The 20753-nt window shown below is 64.3% G+C and carries 17 protein-coding genes and 1 other RNA gene; 10 read left to right on the top strand and 8 right to left on the bottom strand.

The window, feature by feature from the left end:
* The first annotated feature begins 17 nt into the window (after positions 1-17).
* From Q0330_RS06335 to Q0330_RS06305, 7 genes are all read left to right on the top strand, one after another.
* The gene (locus tag Q0330_RS06335) at positions 18-638 is read left to right on the top strand and encodes a response regulator transcription factor (RefSeq protein ID WP_299476109.1); all 621 of its coding nucleotides are present in this window, start codon (positions 18-20) and stop codon (positions 636-638) included.
* Positions 639-932: 294 nt separating this feature from the next.
* A complete protein-coding gene (locus tag Q0330_RS06330; protein WP_299476106.1) occupies positions 933-1958 on the top strand; it encodes an ABC transporter permease in 1026 nt (341 codons plus the stop codon).
* A complete protein-coding gene (locus Q0330_RS06325; protein ID WP_299476063.1) occupies positions 1955-2737 on the top strand; it encodes an ABC transporter ATP-binding protein in 783 nt (260 codons plus the stop codon). The genes Q0330_RS06330 and Q0330_RS06325 overlap by 4 nt, the downstream gene beginning before the upstream one ends.
* A gap of 1 nt (position 2738) precedes the next feature.
* A complete protein-coding gene (locus Q0330_RS06320) occupies positions 2739-3974 on the top strand; it encodes an MlaD family protein (RefSeq protein WP_299476060.1) in 1236 nt (411 codons plus the stop codon).
* An 8-nt stretch (positions 3975-3982) separates the two neighbouring features.
* A complete protein-coding gene (locus tag Q0330_RS06315) occupies positions 3983-4609 on the top strand; it encodes an ABC-type transport auxiliary lipoprotein family protein (RefSeq protein WP_299476057.1) in 627 nt (208 codons plus the stop codon).
* Positions 4610-4942: 333 nt separating this feature from the next.
* The gene (locus Q0330_RS06310; protein ID WP_299476053.1) at positions 4943-6052 is read left to right on the top strand and encodes an efflux RND transporter periplasmic adaptor subunit; all 1110 of its coding nucleotides are present in this window, start codon (positions 4943-4945) and stop codon (positions 6050-6052) included.
* A 3-nt stretch (positions 6053-6055) separates the two neighbouring features.
* Positions 6056-9244: an efflux RND transporter permease subunit gene (locus tag Q0330_RS06305; protein ID WP_299476050.1), complete on the top strand. Its 3189-nt coding sequence runs from the start codon at positions 6056-6058 to the stop codon at positions 9242-9244.
* A 138-nt stretch (positions 9245-9382) separates the two neighbouring features.
* Here the strand turns inward: Q0330_RS06305 and fumC are convergent, their stop codons facing one another.
* The 5 genes from fumC to Q0330_RS06280 all read right to left on the bottom strand — a co-directional run bounded on the left by fumC (position 9383) and on the right by Q0330_RS06280 (position 13616).
* On the bottom strand, positions 9383-10777 hold the full coding sequence (gene fumC, locus Q0330_RS06300) for a class II fumarate hydratase (RefSeq protein WP_299476047.1): 1395 nt from the start codon (positions 10775-10777) through the stop codon (positions 9383-9385).
* Positions 10778-10891: 114 nt separating this feature from the next.
* Complete coding sequence (locus tag Q0330_RS06295; RefSeq protein ID WP_299476044.1) at positions 10892-11359, bottom strand: ClpXP protease specificity-enhancing factor SspB; 468 nt, start codon at positions 11357-11359, stop codon at positions 10892-10894.
* Positions 11360-11439: 80 nt separating this feature from the next.
* The gene (gene chrA, locus Q0330_RS06290; protein WP_299476041.1) at positions 11440-12669 is read right to left on the bottom strand and encodes a chromate efflux transporter; all 1230 of its coding nucleotides are present in this window, start codon (positions 12667-12669) and stop codon (positions 11440-11442) included.
* Positions 12670-12721: 52 nt separating this feature from the next.
* Positions 12722-13079: a transfer-messenger RNA gene (gene ssrA, locus Q0330_RS06285) on the bottom strand.
* 111 nt (positions 13080-13190) lie between these two features.
* Positions 13191-13616, bottom strand: a complete 426-nt coding sequence (locus tag Q0330_RS06280; RefSeq protein WP_299476038.1) for a VOC family protein — start codon at positions 13614-13616, stop codon at positions 13191-13193.
* 138 nt (positions 13617-13754) lie between these two features.
* On the opposite strand from Q0330_RS06280, the gene Q0330_RS06275 reads away from it, so the two are divergent.
* Complete coding sequence (locus tag Q0330_RS06275) at positions 13755-14585, top strand: thymidylate synthase (protein ID WP_299476035.1); 831 nt, start codon at positions 13755-13757, stop codon at positions 14583-14585.
* Positions 14585-15064, top strand: a complete 480-nt coding sequence (locus Q0330_RS06270; RefSeq protein ID WP_299476032.1) for a dihydrofolate reductase — start codon at positions 14585-14587, stop codon at positions 15062-15064. Before Q0330_RS06275 ends, Q0330_RS06270 begins: the two co-directional genes overlap by 1 nt.
* An 87-nt stretch (positions 15065-15151) precedes the next feature.
* Here Q0330_RS06270 and Q0330_RS06265 read toward each other — a convergent pair whose 3' ends face one another.
* Positions 15152-17485, bottom strand: a complete 2334-nt coding sequence (locus Q0330_RS06265) for an aldehyde dehydrogenase family protein (RefSeq protein WP_299476029.1) — start codon at positions 17483-17485, stop codon at positions 15152-15154.
* Between the two features lie 8 nt (positions 17486-17493).
* Positions 17494-18444 carry a deoxyribose-phosphate aldolase gene (deoC, locus tag Q0330_RS06260; protein WP_299476026.1) on the bottom strand — a complete coding sequence of 317 codons (951 nt, stop codon included), beginning with the start codon at positions 18442-18444 and terminating at the stop codon, positions 17494-17496.
* A gap of 256 nt (positions 18445-18700) precedes the next feature.
* Here deoC and Q0330_RS06255 point away from each other — a divergent pair, with 256 nt between their 5' ends.
* On the top strand, positions 18701-19720 hold the full coding sequence (locus Q0330_RS06255; RefSeq protein ID WP_299476023.1) for an LLM class flavin-dependent oxidoreductase: 1020 nt from the start codon (positions 18701-18703) through the stop codon (positions 19718-19720).
* 6 nt (positions 19721-19726) lie between these two features.
* Here the strand turns inward: Q0330_RS06255 and Q0330_RS06250 are convergent, their stop codons facing one another.
* On the bottom strand, positions 19727-20689 hold the full coding sequence (locus Q0330_RS06250) for a pirin family protein (protein WP_299476020.1): 963 nt from the start codon (positions 20687-20689) through the stop codon (positions 19727-19729).
* Positions 20690-20753: the final 64 nt, after the last annotated feature.

Below are 20753 nucleotides of genomic sequence, written 5' to 3'. Positions count from 1 at the left end.
TGAGTATCCCAAACCGCATGGGCCGGCCCGGATACACAAAGTTCAGGACACTCCCGGTTCGTGATACCTTTTCGGCATATCTTGAAACCGAAGGGCAGGCGGCAGTGCTGGCCGTGCCCGATTACGCCTCGGCGATGGATGCCCTTGCGACAAAAGGTCCGTTCGATCTCGTCTTGCTGGATTTCGAAATGCCGGGGATGAACGGGCTTGCCGGGCTGAGCGCTGCCATCGAGGCCTATCCCGCCCAGCCCTTCGCCATCCTCAGCGGCACCGCACCCAACCGCATGGCGCAGGAGGCCGTCGAAGCCGGGGCCATTGGATATATTCCCAAGACTCTCGGCGCGAAATCGCTTGTCAATGCCGTCCGTTTCATGATTGCGGGTGAGACATTCGTTCCCGCCAGCATCCTTGCCGAAAGCAGCGACACTCCGGAAACCGAGTTTTCCAAAGCACTCAGCGTCCGCGAGCGCGAGGTTCTGCGCGGCTTGTGCCGTGGCCAGTCCAACAAGGAAATTGCCCGCGATCTCGGGCTGCAGGATGTGACGATCAAGCTTCATGTGCGCAACCTTTGCCGCAAGCTGGACGCCCGCAACCGCACCCATGCCGCGATGATCGCCAAGGAAGCCGGGTTCGAGTGACCCGTGCGGGTCGCCACAACCCGTCCTGATCTGGTGACCGACGGGTTGGCGCGCAGCACCAAGACCACTTCCCCCCTTTACACCAGGCAGCCCCGGACAAATCGCGGGCGGCAGATGTATGTGTCGGCGGCAGCCTGTCCGTTTTGATTGGGGTATCTTCCTTCGGGCCAGGGGTTACTATACGAAGGGACCATCCCTGATCGGGCCAGAGGTGCTGACCTGACCGTTACGACCGCCCATGATGATCCTGAACGTGCCAGTCTGAAGCTCAGGCAGGCCGATGATCGGCTTGTTCTGGAGGGCGCAGTTGTCATCTGGACGCTGCCTTTGCTGCCCGAACAGGCGCCCGAGCAGATCGATGTCGGGGCGGTAAGCCGGCTGGACACCGCCGGGGCGTGGTATCTGGCGCGCGCGCAGAAGGCCGGCAGCCGGATTACCGGGCTCAGCCACGCGCATGACCAACTCCTGAAGACCGTCGAACAATCCATCCCCGAGCCAGAGCCCCCTTCACCCGATTTGCCCTTCTGGCGGCAGTTTCTGGAATATGCCGGCCGCCGGACCGTGAAATCCCTAGGGTATTACCGGGAACTGGCCGATTGCCTGGGCCGTTTTCTGGCCGCCTGTCTGCGGGTGATCCGGCGTCCGTCGCTGTTCCGGCTGACCTCGGTCGTGCATCATTGTCAGGAAACCGGGCTGCGCGCCGTGCCCATCGTCTTCCTGATGTCCTTCCTGATCGGCGTGGTGCTGGCCTTTCAGGGGGCCGCGCAGCTGAGCCGTTTCGGGGCCGAGATCTTCGTCGTCGACCTGATCGCCATCGCCGTCCTGCGCGAGCTTGGGATCCTGCTGACCGCCATCGTCGTCGCCGGGCGCACCGCCTCGGCCCTGACCGCCTCGATCGGGTCGATGAAGATGCGCGAGGAGATCGACGCCATGCGCACCTTCGGCATGGACCCGGATCTGGTCCTGACCCTGCCGCGCGTGCTGGCGCTGATCGTCACGCTGCCGATCCTTGGGCTGCTCGCCGATGTGGCCGGGCTGGTGGGCGGCGCGATCATGTCCTGGATCACGCTTGGCGTCTCGCCGCCGATGTTCATGGTCCGGCTGGCCGAAATAGATGTCAGCCATGTGATCGTCGGCCTGTCCAAGGCACCGATCTTCGCGCTGATCATCGGCATCATTGGCGTGAATGCCGGGATGCATGTCGGCAAGGACGCGGAATCGCTGGGGCAGATGACCTCGTCCTCGGTGGTGAACGCGATTTTCGCGGTGATCATCGCCGATGCCATGTTCTCGATCTTCTTTCAGGTGGTCGGGCTATGAGCGTCGAGAATGTCATCGAGGTGCGGGGGCTGCGCAACCAGTTCGGCGATCATGTCGTGCATGACAATCTCGATCTCGACCTGCACCGGGGCGAGATTCTGGGCGTGGTCGGCGGCTCCGGCACCGGCAAATCGGTGCTTCTGCGCAGCATCGTCGGGCTGATCACCCCGGCTGCAGGCGAGATCCGGGTGCTGGGGCAGGACATCCGCAAGCTGTCCGGCGCGGCGCGCGAATCCGTCGAACGTCGCTGGGGGGTGAATTTTCAGGACGGGGCGCTGTTTTCGGCCCTGACCGTGCGCGAGAATGTCGAAGTGCCGCTGCGCGCCGTCCCCGGGCTGAGCGAGCGCGACCGCCGGATGCTGGCCGGGCTGAAAATCTCCATGGCCGGTCTGCCGGTCAATGCGAATGAGAAATATCCTTCGGACCTGTCGGGGGGGATGCGCAAGCGCGCGGGGCTGGCGCGGGCGCTTGCGCTCGATCCCGAGATCGTCTTTCTCGACGAACCGACCGCCGGGCTCGACCCGATCGGGGCCGATGCCTTCGACCGGCTGATCCTGGCGCTGCGCGATGCGCTGAATCTTTCGGTCTTTCTGGTCACCCATGACCTCGATACGCTGCATACCTGTTGCGACCGCATCGCAGTTCTGGCGGAAAAGCGCGTGCTGGCCACGGGAACGCTGGCCGAAATGCTGCAGGTCGAGCACCCTTGGGTGCATGAGTATTTTACCGGTCCGCGTGCCCGCGCTGCCATGACATCCGATTCAGGAGGCGCATTGTAGAATGGAAACCAAGGCGAATTTCGCGCTGATCGGGGCCTTCACGGTGGCCGGCTTTCTGGGACTTCTGGGCTTTCTGATGTGGTTCGCGAAACTGCAGCTGAACCAGCAATTCGCCTATTACGACGCCTATTTCCCCGAAGTCGCGGGGCTGTCGGTTTCCTCGCAGGTGCTGTTCGCGGGGTTGAACGTCGGCACGGTCACGGCCATCGAGCTGGCCCCGGACAGCCCGGCGGCGGTGCGGGTGCGGCTGGAACTGCACGAGCATACGCCGGTGCGCGTCGATTCGCGGGCCTCGATCGACACCTCGGCGGTAACCGGCGTGTCGCAGGTCGTTATCACCCCCGGCCTGCCGACCAGCACGCTTCTGCGCAATATCGAGACCGACGAGATCCCCGTCATCCAGTCCAGCCCCACCGCGCTTCAGACCATCGGCGAGCAGGCCCCGGAACTGCTGAGCCGGGCCAATGTCGTGGCGCAGCGACTGGCCAACCTGCTGGGCGACGAAAACCAGGAGCGGATCAACAATATCCTGATCAATGTCGAGGAAGCCTCGGGCAACCTCAACAAGACCATGGATGATGTCTCCAGGGCCACCGATGCCGTGGCCGCAGCCGCCGAGGACCTCAAAGGGTTCGGGGACAAGCTGGACCAGCTTTCGCAGACCGCCGACGCGGCATTGACCAATTTCGGCGGTGCCTCGGCGCAGGCGGAAACCACGCTGGCCAGTGTCGATACCTATGTGAATGGCGATCTGAGCAGCCTGACACGGGATCTGAAGGACACCGCCGCGATCCTGAAGGACGATCTGGGCACATTGGGTGCGAAGGCGCAGATCAGCCTCGACAAGCTTGATACGGCGCTGGATTCGGCCACCGGGACCATGGATGCGGCGCATGGGGTGGTGGACGAGGTGGGGCCGGTCTTCACCGACCTGCGCGAGACGCTTGGCCATGTGAACGAAGCACTGGCGAACCTGCCCGAGGAATTGCCGCGCATCACCGCCAATATCGGCGCGGCGGCGGATTCGGCGGCCGGCGCTTTCGATTCGCTGCGCGTCATGCTGGACGGCGCCCGGACTCCGGTTCGGACCTTTACCAATGAGGGCCTGCCGCAATTCTCGCGCATGGCCCAGGATATCCGGCGGCTGGTGGGTAATATCGACGAACTCGTTGTCGCGCTGAAACGCAATCCGTCGCAGATCATTCGGGGTCAGCCGACCCCTGAATTCCGTCGTTGAGGTATAAGATGCTCCGTTCGACCCTACTTCTGTCCCTGACCCTTCTGCTGCCGGGCTGCGGTGCGATGTCGCTTCTGGGCGGCGAGCCGAACCGCGACGTTTTCGAACTGCGCGGCCCCGAGATCGGCACCGGCCAATGTGGGGGCGCAAAGGTGACCGAACTGGTGATCGAGGTTCCGAAGGCGCGCGGCACGCTGGATTCCGAGCGGATCATGATCCGCCCCTCGGTGCTGGAGACGCAATATCTGCCCGATGCCGTCTGGGGGGATCCGGTGCCGGTCATGGTTCAGCGATTGCTGGTCGAAACCCTCGGTTCCTATGACACTTTCGGCCATGTCGGACGAGAGCCGCTTGGCCTTTCCGCCGATTACGCCATGATCAGCGAGATCAGCAGTTTCAATGCGGAACTGCTGGAGCAGGGGGCGCTGATCCGTCTGGCCGTCGAAGCACAATTGATCCGCGAGATGGACGCCACCGTCGCCGGTCGCGCCCGTTTCGAGGCCACGAGCGAGGCCCCGAGCACCAGAACGGCGGACCTCATTCCCGCCTTCGACGCCGCCGCGCAGGAACTGATCGCCGAAATGAGCGCCTGGACCCTTGGCAGGGTGGGCGCGAATGCGGCGAATTGTCGCTGACACAAGTCCGGGCCGGGCCCGAACCGACCGGATTCGGGCGCTATTTCCGTTGTCTGGATGCGGGTTTTTCATGTCGGTCTGACGCTGCATTGTGCATGAACTGCGGCAATCCGAATTTGGCCGAAAAGACCCTTCTCATATGGTTAACGATGCTGCTAAGCTTTGGGAAAAGCCGGGGAATCGGCCTTTTGTATGATTGATTTTCGATGCTGGATCGTCCGGCCAGATGACACAGCATTCCTGATTGAGTTGGTCAAGTAAGGGGAGTTCGCGTCGATGAAGATTCTTCGCTCCGCAGCGATAATGGCGATGTCGATGGGTGGTCTGCCCGTAATGGCCCAGGATGCACCGCCCCCTGCCGTGACGGTTGCCAAGGCAGCCATGCAGGAGGTTTCGCAAACGCTGACCTATAACGGTCGCCTCAGCGCCGAACAGTCTGTCGAACTGGTGGCCCGGGTGACCGGAACGCTGCAGGAGGTTGGCTTTCAGCCCGGCGACAGCGTCGATGCCGGCGCCTTGCTGTTCCGGATCGAGCCGGATCAATACAGCGCCAATGTCCGTCAGGCAGAGGGTGCGCTTGCCGCCGCGCAGGCAACTGTCATTGATGCCCGTATCGAACGTGACCGGCAGGCCGAACTGGTGCAGCGCAAGGCCGTGGCCCAGACCTCGCTGGATTCCGCCGAAGCCGCGCTCGGTCGCGCTCAGGGCTCGGTCCAGCAGGCCGAGGCCGCGCTGGATACCGCCAAGCTGAACCTTTCCTATACCACGGTTCTGGCACCTTTCCCGGGCCGCGTGGGCGAACGCAGTGTCGATCCGGGGGCGTTGGTTGGCCCGACTGCCGGCCCGCTTGTCTCGCTGACGAAGCTGGACCCGATCCACGTCAACTTCATGGTCCCCACGGCTGAATATCGCAAGGCGATGCAGGCGATCGAGGCCGGTAACGTCAAGGCCGACAGCGCCGTGCGGATCGTTCTGGCGGATGGCGAGGAATATGCCTCGGCGGGGCGTCTCGACTTTGTGGACAGCACCATCAATCCGGGGACCGACTCGGTCGCGCTGCGCGCCACATTCGACAATCCCGAAGGCAACCTGCTGAACGAGGAACTGGTGCGGGTGAAGCTCGCCTCCTCCAGCGCGGATCCGGTCCTGACCGTGCCGATCGGTGCGATCCAGCGCGATCTGGTCGGGGATTTCGTCATGCTCGTGAACGATCAGGACGAAGTCGAGCAGCGCCGGGTGACGGTCGCACGCGAAACCGGCAATCTCGCCGTGATCTCGGACGGGTTGGCCGACGGGGACCGCGTGATCACCGAGGGCATGAACAAGGTTCGCGCCGGGATCAAGGTCGACGCCGCCGAGGCCGGGGCAGAAGCTGACGCCGCCGGCACATCCGGGGCCGATGCGGCGCAGCCCGAGGCTGAAACCGAACAGAAGGACGGTTAAGCCATGCTGTCAGACGTTTTCATCAAGCGTCCGCGTCTCGCGGGCGTCATATCCATCGTGCTCACCATTGCCGGCTTCCTTGCCCTGCGCTCGATGCCGGTGGAGCGCTATCCCGATATCGCGCCGCCAATCGTGATCGTGTCGGCCAACTATCCCGGTGCCAGCGCCGAGGTGGTCGAACAGGCTGTGGCGCAGGTGATCGAAACCCAGGTCGTCGGCGTCGATGACATGATCTACATGTCGTCTAAATCCGGCTCTGACGGCACCTATCTTCTTCAGGTTTCGTTCGAGGTCGGCACCGATCCGGACATGGCCACGGTGAACGTGCAGAACCGGGTGTCACTGGCGACGCCGCGATTGCCAGCCGAGGTGCGTCAGACCGGCGTGTCAGTGCTGAAACGGTCGTCCAACCTGATGATGGGCGTGGTGCTCTATGGCGAGGCAGAGGGGGTGACCGGCGAGACGCTGACCAACTTTGCCAACATCAACCTTCTCGATTCGATCAAGCGCGTCCCGGATGTGGGCGATGCCACCATCTTCGCGCTGAACCAGTTCTCCATGAACGTGAATCTCGATGTCGACCAGTTGACCGCGCTTGGCCTGACGCCGGCCGATGTCATCGGCGCGCTGCAATCGCAGAACGTGCAGGCCGCCATCGGGACCGTGGGCGCGCAGCCGCTGGATACGGACCCGATCCTGCAGTTGAACGTGCAGACCATGGGCCGGTTGTCCGAAGCCGAGGATTTCGAGCAGATCATCATCCGCGCTGACGACGACGGCTCTGTCGTGCGGATCGGCGATGTCGCAAGGGTCGAGCTGGGCGCGCAACTGGAAAGCGTCGGCACCACCTTCAACGGTGGCCCGGGCACCATGATCGGGGTTTACCTTGCCCCGGGCGGCAACCTTGTGAACGCAGCAACGCTGGTGAAACAGCATCTCGACGAGATGCGTGCCGCCCTGCCTGAGGGTGTCGGCATGGAGGTCGTTGCCGACAGTTCGATCTTCGTGCTCGACAGTATGCACGAGGTGCAGAAGACGCTTTACGAGGCCTTCGCGCTTGTCGCCATCGTGGTCTTCCTGTTCCTCGGCAACTGGCGTGCCACCATCATTCCGATCATCGCCGTTCCGGTTGCGCTTGTCGGCACATTCGCCTTCATGCTGGCCTTCGGCATGTCGCTGAACACGGTGTCGATGCTGGCCATGGTACTGGCCATCGGGATCGTGGTCGACGACGCCATCGTCGTGGTCGAGGCGGTCGAAGCGAAGATGGAACAGCATCCGCACATGACGCCGGCCCAGGCCGCCCATTCGGCGATGCAGGAAATCACCGGGGCCATCCTGGCGATTACCATGGTGCTGCTTTCGGTCTTCGTGCCGGTGGCCTTCATTCCGGGGATTCAGGGTGAATTGTTCCGGCAATTCGCGGTTACGGTCTCTGTCTCCATGGTGATTTCGGCCATCAACGCGCTGACGCTGTCACCGGCGCTCTGCGCGATCCTGCTGAAGCATGATCCGGAAGGGCATGGGCGCAAGGGCATCCTGCACTGGGTGTCGAACAAGATCGACGCGGCCGGGCGGGGATATGTCCGGATCGCCGGCGTGATCGCGCGGCGTGCCATTCTCGGGCTCGGTCTGCTGATCGCCGGCTTCCTGCTGGCGGGCACGCTGATGAAGGCGGTGCCAAGCGGCTTCCTGCCGGACGAGGATCAGGGCAACTTCATCGTCGAGACCCGGCTGCCTGAAGGCGCCTCGGTCAATCGCACGAAGGACGTTCAGGCCCGGGTCGAGAAGATGCTGATGGATCTGCCCGGCGTGAATGCCGTGGCCAGCGTCACCGGCTTCTCGATGGTCGACGGGATCACCAAGTCGAACGCGGCCTTCGCCGTGGTCGACATGGAACCCTTCGAAGAGCGGACCGAGGCCGCGGCATCTGTCTTTGCCGGTATCCAGGCCATCGCTGCGCAGGGCGCCGGCATCCGAGAGGCGCAGATCCTGCCCTTCAACGTGCCGCCTATTCCGGGTCTTGGCACCGGATCGGGTTTCGAGTTCGAATTGCTGGATCGCGAAGGGCGCGCGGCGACCGAACTTGCGGCGACGGCGCGGGCGCTGATGGTCGCGGCCAATTCCAACCCGGATCTGGCCGGGGTCTATACGACCTTCTCGGCGGACAGCCCGCAGCTTTACATGGATATCGACCGCGAGCGGCTCTATGCCCTCGGCATTCAGCTGACCGACGTCTTCCAGGCGCTCAGCGGGGTGTTCGGTCAGGTCTATGTGAACGACTTCAACCTGTTCGGTCGGACCTGGCAGGTGAACCTGAAAGGCGAGCAGGAATATCGCGACAAGGCCGACGATCTGGGCCGTGTCTATGTGCGCTCGGCCACGGGTGCGATGGTGCCGGTCAGTGCCTTCGCCACCGTGCGCAGCACCGTCGGCCCGTCCTCGATCGAGCGTTACAACAACGTCCGCTCGGCCAAGCTGAGCGGTGGTCCGGCCCCGGGTGTGGCTTCGGGCACGGCGCTTCAGGCGATGGAGGATGTTGCCGCGGCGACCCTGCCGGATGGCTATGGCTATGAATGGACCGGCACCGCCCTGCAGGAAAAGGCGGCATCGGGCCAGACGGTCATCATCCTCGGGATGGCGATCCTCTTTGCCTATCTGTTCCTGGTCGGTCTTTACGAAAGCTGGACCATCCCGGTTTCGGTGCTGCTTTCGGTGGTGTTCGGTGTCTGCGGGGCCTTGCTGGCCTTGCTGGTCTCTGGCCTTGCGCTCGACGTCTATGCGCAGATCGGCTTCGTCGTGCTGATTGCGCTTGCGGCAAAGAACGCCATTCTGATCGTGGAATTCGCCAAGGCCCGACGGGAGGAGGGCGAATCCATCATCGACGCGGCGATGGGTGGCGCGGGCGACCGCTTCCGGGCCGTCATGATGACCAGCTTCGCGTTCATCGGCGGCTTGCTGCCGCTGGTGGTGGCGACCGGCGCGTCGATGCTCAGCCGCCGGGCGGTGGGGACGGGCGTGGCCGGCGGTATGCTGGCCTCGGCCATGGTCGGCATCTTCGTGATCCCGGCACTCTATGTCATCTTCGAGACCATCCGCGAGAAGGCAAAGAGCATGCTTGGCATGAAGCCCAACGATATGCCGCTGGAATATGACGAGTCACAGGACGAGGAGACCAAGGACGAGGCGTAACGGGCTTTCCGCCTGTCGGGTCTCGCCTGAAATCAGACCGCCCCGCCGCGCGAGATCATCGCATGGCGGGGCGGTTGGCTTTTGGGACTTCGCGTGGCGCGCCGCACCGGACGCGCCTTTTTCAGTCTGTCGTAAGGATCAGTCTTCCGGCCCGATCATCAGTTCCGGGCGAACCACCTTGTCGAAGGTCTCGCCATCGACGAGGCCGAGCGCGATGGCTTCCTCGCGCAGCGTGGTGCCGTTCTTGTGGGCGGTCTTGGCGACCTTGGTGGCGTTGTCGTAACCGATGGTCGGCGCCAGTGCGGTGACCAGCATCAGCGATTCCTTCATCAGCTTGTCGATCCGCGCGGTGTTGGCTTGCGTGCCGACGACCATGTTGTCGGTGAAGCTGCCCGCCGCGTCACCCAGAAGCTGCATGGATTGCAGCACGTTATAGGACATCATCGGGTTATAGACGTTCAACTCGAAATGACCCTGCGAGCCGGCGATGCCGACGGCGGCGTCATTGCCCATGACATGGGCGCAGACCATGGTCAAAGCCTCGGCCTGGGTCGGGTTGACCTTGCCCGGCATGATCGAGGAGCCGGGTTCGTTTTCCGGCAGGATCAGTTCGCCCAGGCCCGAGCGCGGGCCGGAGCCCAGCAGGCGCAGGTCGTTGGCGATCTTGAACAGCGAGGCGGCGATGGTTTTCAGCGCGCCCGAGAAGAAGACCATGGCGTCATGGGCGGCTAGCGCCTCGAACTTGTTCGGCGCGGTGACGAAGGGCAGGCCGGTGACATCGGCGATTTCCGCCGCAATGGCCTTGTCCCAGCCCTTCTTGGTATTCAGCCCTGTGCCGACAGCGGTGCCACCCTGCGCCAGTTCATAGACCTGCGGCAGGCAGAGCTTCACCCGCTCGATCCCCATGCGGACCTGATGGGCATAGCCGCCGAATTCCTGACCCAGGGTCAGCGGTGTGGCGTCCTGCGTATGGGTGCGGCCGATCTTGATGATATCCTTGAACTCGGCCGATTTGGCTTCCAGCGCGGCGGCCAGCTTTTCCAGCCCCGGCAGCAGCACGTCACGGGCCATCATGCCGATGGCGACATGCATCGCGGTCGGGAAGGTGTCGTTCGAGGATTGGCCCATATTCACATGGTCGTTCGGATGGACCGGCTTCTTGGAACCAAGCTCTCCACCCAGAATTTCGATGGCGCGGTTCGAGACGACCTCGTTGGCGTTCATGTTCGACTGGGTGCCCGACCCGGTCTGCCAGACCACCAGCGGGAAATTGTCGTCAAACTTGCCCTGAAACACCTCGGTCGCGGCCTTTTCCATCGCCTTGCCGATGGTCGGGTCCAGCTTGCCCTCGCGCATATTGATCCGCGCCGCCGCCAGCTTGATCGCGCCAAGCGCGCGAATGATGGCGACCGGCTGACGCTCCCAGCCGATGGGGAAGTTCATGATCGAGCGCTGCGTCTGAGCGCCCCAGTATTTGGAGGCGTCAACCTCCAGCGGGCCGAAGCTGTCGGTTTCGGTGCGGGTCTTGGTCATGGCGGGGCTCCCCTTGCGAATTTGCGGGGGTTTTAGCCGGAGGGGGGAGGATTCGCAATCAGTATGCGACGGTATGCGGTGTTGCAGAAGCAGCGCGCCCCGGTGTTGCCGGGGCTATTTCCGCCACTTGTCCAGGCTGACAACCTCGCCGCTGCCCTTGGGGGGATCTTCGGTCGGGGCGTCCTCGATCTCGGCGTCCGGGATGTCGTCCTCGTCGTCCTCGTCGCCTTCCTGGGTTTCGAAGCGCAGGCCGAATTCGACCGAGGGGTCGACGAAGGTGCGCAGGGCGTCGAAGGGGATGACCAGCCGCTCCGGCGAATTGCCGAAATTAAGCGTGATTTCAAAGCCGTCGGCGTTGACGTGCAGGTCTTCGTACCAGTGCTGGATGACGATGGTCATTTCCGCAGGATAGCGTTCGCGCAGCCAATCGGCGATCTCGACCCCGTCTTCGCGGGTGTCGAAGGTGATGAAGAAATGATGCTCGCCCGGCAGTTCGCTCTCGGCGACGCGCGTCAGCACTTCGGCAATCAGCCCCTGCATCGCGCGATGCATCATTCCGCCATAGTCGATTGCGCCAGTCATGGCCCGTCCTTCCGTCGTTCCCGAGGTCAGCATAGGGATATGGCGGAAGATGAAAAGGGGACAAAAGTGTCCGCCGCGCCTTATCCGGCCAGCAGCAATCCCGCCATTGCCGAGGCCCCGAGCACAGGCAGCAGCCCTGCCTGAAAACGCAGCAAGGCAAGGCCCGCGCCAAGCGCGATCAGTGCCGCCCGCCAGTCGAGCGCCGCCGGATCGGGCAGGCTGATCGGGCCGAGGTTCAGCATGTCACCGCCGAACAGGACCTGCGCCCCGAACCACAGCGCCAGCGTGGCGATGACGCCGACGACGGCGGCGGTGACACCCTCCAGCGCTGCCGACAGGCGCGGGCGCGAGGCCAGCCAGTCGATCGAGGGCGCGAAGGCGAAGATGAACAGAAAGGACGGCACGAAGGTGACCCAGAGGCAGAGCAAGGCCGCAATCGCCGCCATGGCCGGGCCGCCTTGCGCGTTCCCGGCCTGCCAGGCCACGAATTCGGTGACCAGAATCAGCGGGCCGGGCGTGGTCTCGGCAAGGCCGAGCGCGTCGATCATCTGGCCGGTGGACAGCCAGCCCAGATCCTGCACCACGGTCTGCGTCATATAGGTCAGCACCGCATAGGCCCCACCGAAACTGACGATGGCGAGTTTCGCGAAGAAGATCCCGAGCGTGGTCAGGAACGCGGACCCCATGGCCCAGGCAAGGCCCACAGGCGCCAGCCAGATCGGGATGCCGGGCAGCAGGATGGCAAGGGATTTGGCCGGGTGCGGCGCGGGGGAGAACTCGGTCAGGACGGGGCGCATCATGGTGCCAACAGCGGCGGCGGTCAGGATGACAAGCGGGAAGGGCAGGCTGAACCCGGCTATGGCAAGGAAGGCGGCAAGCGCGATCTGGCGATGCGCGCGCCCCTTCAGCGCCTTCTGAGAGACGCGCAGCAAAGCTTGGACCACCACAGCCAGAACGGCTGCCTTGATGCCCAGGAATGCCGCCTGCACCAGCGGTAATTGCCCCCAGGTCGCATAGGCGGCGGCAAGTGCCGCGATGACCATCGCTCCTGGTAGCACGAACAGCCCGCCGGCGATCAGCCCGCCGGGAATACCGCGCAACCGCCAGCCGGCATAGGCGGCAAGCTGGGTGGCTTCCGGCCCCGGCAGCAGCATGCACAGCGACAGGGCGCGCAGGAATTGCTGTTCGGAAAGCCAGTGCCGACGCTCGACCAATTCGCCATGCATAAGCGCGATCTGACCGGCCGGGCCGCCGAAGGACAGCCAGCCAATACGGTGAAAGACAAGGAAAATCTCGCGATTGCTGGTCATGATCTGGCGGATAATGCGCCAATATGTCAGCTGCGTAAACGAGAGAAGGAAAAGTGCAGGTTTCTGTTGCCAGGTACCTGCGAACCCCGCCTTACGCGGCTAGGCGCAAGGGCTTAGTTTCGGCGACCCGAACTGCTTACGCAGCCAGGGCCATTGCCGGAGCACGGTTGTCGTTGGCAACTGTACGTTTTGCACCGATAACGGTGGTAGCTCACCGAGGCAAAGCCATCCCCTTTACACGTTCGTCGATCCTGTTTCGACCCCAGATCCCCCCAACGAAGGCGAATTTGGTGGAGTCGCCGGGTACCGCCCCCGGGTCCGATCCGCTTATTACGAGCGCGTTTATGCCCATAGTCCGGGCGAACCCGAACGGGACAAATATAGGGACATGGCGCTGTGGTCGCAAGCCCCGGCAGATCCGTCATGGGTCATCGACAGAATCGACCAGGGCGATCCCCGATCTGGTCGGATGGCATTGCGTCCGGATCGGAACGGCGCGCGCCGGCCCGATCTTCTTGCGCTTACCAATGCCCGGTATTGCCCATGCTGGCCCAGGGTTCCTGCGGTTCCAGATGGCCGTCCTGCAGAAGCTCGATCGAGATATTGTCGGGGCTGCGGATGAAGGCCATATGCCCGTCGCGCGGCGGCCTGTTGATGGTGACGCCGGCATCCATCAGCTTCTGGCAGGTCTCGTAGATATTGTCGACGCGATAGGCGAGATGGCCGAAATGCCGGCTGTCCGAAGGCAGCCCCTCGTCGCCATCCCAGTTATGGGTCAGCTCGACCGGGCATTCCTCCTGCCCGGGAGGGGCCATGAAGATCAGGCTGAAACGGCCCTGCTCATTGTCGATGCGCTTGACCTCCTCCAGCCCGAGCAGGCGATAGAAGGCCATGGATTTTTCCAGATCCTTCACCCGGACCATGGTGTGCAGATAGCGGAGCGGCATGGGATTTCCTTCCGTGGGGATTAGGGCGAAAGTCTCGCATGAGGGCAGGGCCGGGGCAACTGGCCAATCGCGACGCTTGAGCCTGCGGCCCTGCGCCGCTATCCAGAACCGGCGGCTTCAGCTTTCTGAAAGGACGACATGCGGCAGTATCTCGATGCGTTGCAAACGGTGCTCGACCGGGGGACGGTCTCGACCGACAGGACCGGGACCGGCACGATTTCCCATTTCGGGATGCAATGCCGCTATCCCCTGTCCGAAGGGTTTCCGCTGGTCACCACGAAGAAGCTGCATCTGCGCTCGATCATCCACGAGCTTTTGTGGTTCCTCTCGGGCGATACCAATATCCGCTATCTGCGCGAGAACGGGGTCAGCATCTGGGACGAATGGGCCGATGAGAATGGCGATCTCGGGCCGGTCTACGGGCATCAGTGGCGGCGCTTTCCGAAGCTGGAACGGGCGCTGTCCGACGATTCGGAACCCAAGCTGCTGCTGGGCGAGGTCGACCAGATCTCGGACCTGATCGAGGCCATCCGCAAGACCCCCGACAGCCGCCGGCTGATCGTTTCGGCCTGGAATCCCGGCGATGTGCCGCAGATGGCCCTGCCGCCCTGCCATACGCTCTGGCAGGTCCGTATCCTGGGCGGCAAGCTGCATCTTCAGCTTTACCAACGCTCTGCCGACATGTTCCTGGGCGTGCCCTTCAACATCGCCTCCTATGCGCTGCTGCTGGTCATGCTGGCCGAGGTGGCCGGCTATGAGCCGGGCGATTTCATCCATACCATCGGCGACGCGCATATCTATTCCAACCACATGGATCAGGTGAAATTGCAGCTGTCGCGCCAGCCGAAGCCGCTGCCGCAGCTGCGCCTGACCCGCAAGGTGACCTCGATCTTCGATTTCCGCTTCGAGGATTTCGAGTTCCTGAATTACGATCCCGCGCCGGGCATCAAGGCGCCGGTGGCGGTCTGATGCTCAGCCTGATCGTCGCCCGCGCCTGCAACGGCGCCATCGGCAAGAACGGCCAGATCCCCTGGCACATCCCCGAGGATCTGGCTTTCTTCAAGCGCGAGACCCTGGGCGGGGCCATCATCATGGGCCGCCGCACCTGGGAAAGTCTGCCCTATAGGCCATTGAAGGACAGGCTGAATCTGGTGGTGACCTCGACGCTGGGTCTGCCCGGCCACGCCGTCCCCGACCTCGATACAGCGATCCGGACCGCCCGCGCCGCCGGCTATGCCCGCATCTATGGCATCGGCGGCGAGCGGATCTATCGCGAATTGCTGCCCCGCGCTGACCGCCTTCTGATCACCGAAGTGGACACGGCGGTTGAGGATGCCGATGCGTTCTTCCCGGCGTTTGACGAGGAGGAATGGCAGGAGGTTCATTCATCCGCTTTCGGCGCGACGATGCCCCTGTGGCGTTGGCGAGAGTTGATTCGATCTCGATAAGATGAAACCGCATCGCCTCGGTTTCCCGGACCGACCTGCGGCTGAGGCAGGATGAGGCAGAGCAGCCTGATGGCCTGATGCAGCCGCTCAGTAAGCCACGCTGCCCGTCCCCGCCGGCAGCGCGCCGTAAGGCAACCAGACCGTTTTCCACTGCACCGCATGATTCAGGAACCCGCGCCCCTGCGCATCCGGCTTCGTCCAGTCGCGATTGGCGAAGGCCCAGACCGGCTTGAGATTGCCGGTCGAGGCCAGCTTCACCGCCTCGGCCCCTGCGGTGCCGCAGAACCACATCGCGGCCACGTCGTCATGGCCGGCCAGCACCTGCGCAAGTTCCAGCTTCGGACCCGAGACGATATTGACCACGCCGCCGGGCAGGTCCGAGGTGTCGAAGACCTGCGCCAGATCGAAGGCGGCGACCGGATCGCCCTCGGCCGGGATCGCCACCACCGCATTGCCCATGGCAATCGCCGGCGCGATCAGGCTGACGAGGCCCAGAAGCGGCGCATCGTTCGGGCAGGCGATGCCAATCACGCCGAAGGGCTCGGGGATGACATTGACCAGATGGCCGGGCCTGGTCTGCACATTCAGCCCGTCGAACTTGTCGGCCCATGCAGCATAATGGAAGAACCGTGCAATCGCCGCATCGACCGCTTTCGCGCCGTGCTTCTTCGCCAGATCGTCGCGGCGCTGCGACAGGTTCTCGGCGATGAAATACAGCACCTGTGCCCGGCCATGACCGCCCATCGCGGCCCATTTTCCGGCTTTCTTCGCCGCCTCGACCGCGTTGCGGATATCCTTGCGATTGCCGAGCGGCACCAGATCGCCCGAGGCCGCGCGATAGCTGGCCCCGCCATCGGGCCGCTTCTGCGCCCCGCCGATATAGAGCTTCTCGGTCCGGTCGATGCCGCCGCCATGCGCTGCGCCATCGGGCGCGGCTTGCAGCGTGGCGGGTGTCGGTTCCTTCACCGGCCTGATCTTGGGGCCGGACAGGTAATCCAGCATCCCGACCCGTCCGCCCTCGCGCCCGAAGCCGGATTCGCGCATGCCGCCGAAAGGTGCGGCGGCGTCGAACATGTTCGCGCCATTGATCCAGACCACGCCGGCCTTCACCTGCGCCGCCAGATCGGTCGCCACGGTGGCGCTTTCCGACCAGATCTGCGCGGCAAGGCCGTAGCGGGTGTTATTGGCCAGGTTGATCGCCTCATCCGCCGTGCGGAAGCTTGTCAGCGTGGCGATGGGGCCGAAGATTTCCTTGCTCCAGACGGGGTTTGCGGGCGAAACCTCACGCAGATAGCCGGGTGCGACATAGCAGGTCTCAGCGGCCTGACCGCCGATCAGGTCGGCGCCCGCCTCCACCGCCTGACGGATGATGCCGGTGATGCGGTCCTTATGCACCGGATCGACGATGGCGCCGATATCGGTCGATTTGTCCAAGGGCGGGCCAAGCCGCAGCGTGTTCATGCGGCGCTGCAACAGCGCCTCGAAACGGTCGGCCACGGCCTCGGCCACGAGGATCCGCGAGCCGGCGCAGCAGACCTGGCCCTGATTGAACCAGATCGAATCGACGACGCCCTCGACCGCGGCATCGAGATCGGCATCCTCCATGACGATGAAGGGGGATTTGCCACCCAGTTCCAGCGTCAGCCGCTTTTCGGTTCCGGCGGTGGCGGCGCGGATGGCGCGCCCGACCTCGGTCGAGCCGGTGAAGGCGATCTTGTCCACGTCAGATGCCACAAGCGCCGCCCCGGTTTCGCCGTCGCCGGTGACGATATTCACGACCCCCTTGGGCAGCCCGACCTCCTGACAGATTTCGGCGAAAGCCAGCGCCGAAAGCGAGGTATATTCCGCCGGTTTCAGCACCACCGTATTGCCCGCCGCGATGGCCGGCGCGATCTTCCAGGCCAGCATCAGCAGCGGGAAATTCCACGGGATGATCTGGCCCGCGACCCCGATGGGCGCATGGCCGGTGAATTCATCCGCCATGATCTCGGCCCAGCCGGCATGGTGATAGAAATGGCGCACGACCAGCGGAATATCGGCGTCGCGGCTTTCCCGGATCGGCTTGCCATTGTCGAGGCTTTCCAGCACCGACAGGAAGCGTTCCCGCTTCTGGATGCTGCGGGCGATGGCGTAAAGATATTGCGCGCGCGTGTGACCCGGCAGCCCGGCCCATTTCGGCTGCGCCCGGCGTGCGGCCTTCACCGCCGCCGCCACGTCATCCGCCGAGCCTTGCGTCACCTCGGCCAGCAATTCGCCGGTCGAGGGGTCGCGAGAGGCAAATGTCCGTCCCGGCGCGGTAAAGCCGCCATCGACGAAATGGCCGAATTTCTCATGCGCCGTCAGCCAGTCGCGCACCGCGCCCGCATCCTCGACCGAGGGGCCGTAATCCATCGTCTCCATGATCTCGCTCACAGTCGGCATCGTTCCCCTCAGGCCATGGTCAGGCGGTGGGCCGCACCGTAGCGGCCGGTGACGTGATGGCTGATCTGGCGTTCCAGATCGCCCAGAAGCGAGCTTGCGCCAATGCGGAACAGGCGCGGATCCAGCCAGTCGCGGCCAAGTTCCTCGCGCATCAGCACCTGCCAGGCGATGGCGTCCTTCGCGGTCTTCAACCCGCCCGCCGGCTTGAAGCCGACCCTGTGGCCGGTCCGGTCACGATAGTCGCGGATGGCGCGGCACATGACCAAGGATACCGGCAGCGTGGCGTTCACCCCTTCCTTGCCGGTCGAGGTCTTGATCCAGTCCGCCCCCGCCTGCATGGCGACATGGCTGGCGCGGGCGACGTTTTCCAGCGATTTCAGATCGCCCGTCGCCAGAATGGCCTTCATCTTCGCCGGCCCGCAGGCCTCTCGCATGGCCCGGATCTCGTCGTAAAGCGCAGCCCAGTTCGCCTGCAGCACATGGGCGCGGGTGATGACGATGTCGATCTCGTCGGCACCCTGATCGACGGCATAGCGGATCTCGGCCAGCCGCAGATCGAGCGGCATCAGCCCGGCGGGAAAGCCGGTGGCGACGCTGGCGACCGGCACCCCGGAATTGCCGAGCGCGCGCTTCGCCGCCGCGACCATGGTCGGATAGACGCAGACAGCGCCAGTGGTCAGCCCCTCGATGCCCATCGCCGCCAGAAGCTCGGGCGCGATTGGCTGGCGGGCCTTGGCGCAAAGCCGCGCCACCCGGTCCTCGGTATCGTCGCCCGCCAGCGTCGTCAGGTCGATGCAGCGCACCGCGTTCAGGACCCATGCAGCCTGATAATCCTTCTTGATCGAGCGCCGCGCCGGCAAGCTGGCCGCACGGCGTTCCACCGCCGGGGTATTGATGCGGATCTGGTCGAACCATTCCGGCGTCAGCGCGGTGCCGGGATTGGATGTCAGCTCTGGCATGGTGGTCTCGCCCTGGTTCAGACAGCTACGGTAGCCTTGGAACGTCGCGCCGACAAGCCGGGCGCAAGGCGATATCGAACCGCTCCGTGTCTTCCGGAAATACCTGAGCGCAGCACGCAGAGGTGATCCGTTTATCTCAGTCGCCGGTAAAGCCCGAAGGGGCGGTTCCGGCGTCGGACTTGCGGCCCCCCTGCGGCAGATGGTTAAAGCTGTATGCAGTTTTATCAAACGCGACCCCGCACCGAGGAGTATGATTGTGAAGAAGCTGGGATTTCTGTCCTTTGGGCATTGGTCGCCTGAACGTGGCTCGATGGTGCGCTCGGCTTCCGATGTGCTGACCCAATCCATCGAACTGGCGGTCGAGGCCGAGAAGATCGGTCTCGATGGCGCCTATTTCCGCGTTCATCACTATGCCCGGCAACTGGCCTCGCCCTTTCCGTTGCTGGCGGCGATCGGGGCGCGGACCTCAAAGATCGAGATCGGCACCGGCGTTATCGATATGCGCTATGAAAACCCGTTCTACATGGTCGAGGATGCCGGCGCCGCCGATGTGATCGCGGGCGGGCGGCTTCAGCTTGGCATCAGTCGCGGCTCGCCCGAGCAGGTCGTGGATGGCTGGCGCTATTTCGGCTATCAGCCGATGGAGGGAGAGGACCATGCCGACATGGCGCGGCGTCATGCCCAGACCTTCCTGCGCCTGCTTGACGGCGATGGTTTCGCCCAGCCGAATCCGCAGCCGATGTTCCCCAACCCGCCCGGCCTGTTGCGGCTGGAGCCGCATTCCGAAGGCCTGCGCGACCGGATCTGGTGGGGTGCGGCCTCGGACGCGACGGCGGTCTGGGCGGCGGAACTGGGGATGAACCTGCAAAGCTCGACCCTGAAGACCGACGAAACCGGAGAGCCCTTCCATATCCAGCAGGCGAAGCAGATCCGCGCCTATCGCGAGGCCTGGAAGGCCGCAGGCCACGCGCGCAGCCCCCGGGTGTCGGTCAGCCGCTCGATCTTCGCGCTGATGACGCCGGAGGACCGGATGTATTTCGGTCGCGGCGGCAAGGACGAGGACCAGATCGGGGTGATCGACCAGACCCGTTCGATCTTCGGGCGCAGCTATGCCGACGAGCCCGACCGCCTGGTCGAACAGCTGCGCGAGGACGAGGCTATTGCCGAGGCCGATACCCTGCTTCTGGCAGTGCCGAACATGCTGGGCGTGGACTATAACGTCCATGTGCTGGACAGCATCCTGCGCCACGTCGCCCCGGCGCTCGGCTGGCGTTGAGCGGGTCTAGCCTGTCTGGGAGGGCGTGCGGATCGGTGTCGGGGCCGGGATGAATTCGTCCCGGTCGCCCTCGGGCAGGTCGAACTGCCCCTGACCCCAATCGGCGGCGCGCCATTCCTCGCGGGCATGGGCGATCTTCTCGCGGCTGGAGGCGACGAAGTTCCACCAGACATAGCGCGGCCCGTTCAGCGTCGCCCCTCCAAGCGCCATCAGCCGCGCGCCTTGCGGGCCGGCGGCGACGGTGATCTTGTCGCCGGGGCGGAAGACCATCATCCGCCCGGCCTCGAAGCTGTCGCCGGCAATGCTGACGCTGCCCTCGGTGATGTATATCCCGCGATCCTCGTGATCGTCGGGCAGCGGGAAGCGCGCGCCGGGGGCAAGCGTCACGTCGAGATAGAAGGTCTCGGAATAAAGCGTGGCCGGTGCCTGGGCCCCATAGGCGCTGCCGAGGATCAGCGTCGCCGCGATCCCCTCGGCCTCGAAGCGGGGCAGGGCCTCCTTGCCGTGATGCTCGAAGATCGGGTCCATCTCCTCGCGGTTCTCGGGCAGGGCGATCCAGGTCTGGATGCCGTAAAGGCTGTGCGGCCCCTGCCTGCCGGCGGCCGAGGTGCGCTCGGAATGGGTGACGCCCTTGCCGGCCACCATCCAGTTCACCGCGCCGGGCAGGATCACCTGATCGGTGCCGATACTGTCGCGATGATGGAAATCGCCGCGATAGAGATAGGTGACGGTGCCCAGCCCGATATGCGGATGCGGGCGGATGTCGATGCCCTGACCGGTCAGGAATTCCGCCGGGCCGGCCTGATCGAAGAAGATGAACGGCCCGACCATCTGGCGCTGCGGCGCGGGCAGGGCGCGCTTGACCTCGAAGCCGCCGAGATCGCGGGCGCGGGGAATGATCGTCGTCTCGATGGCGTCGAGGCCGATTTCGTCGGGGTTACCGGGGCTCAGGGCGGGGTTCCAGCTCATGCGACCACAGTCGCGCAGAGTCACGACGAAAGCCAGAGGTATCTGCGCCTCGCCGCCCACCGAA

This window comes from uncultured Paracoccus sp., assembly GCF_937873615.1.
GTDB lineage: Bacteria > Pseudomonadota > Alphaproteobacteria > Rhodobacterales > Rhodobacteraceae > Paracoccus.
This window is presented reverse-complemented; position numbering and strand designations above follow the sequence as displayed.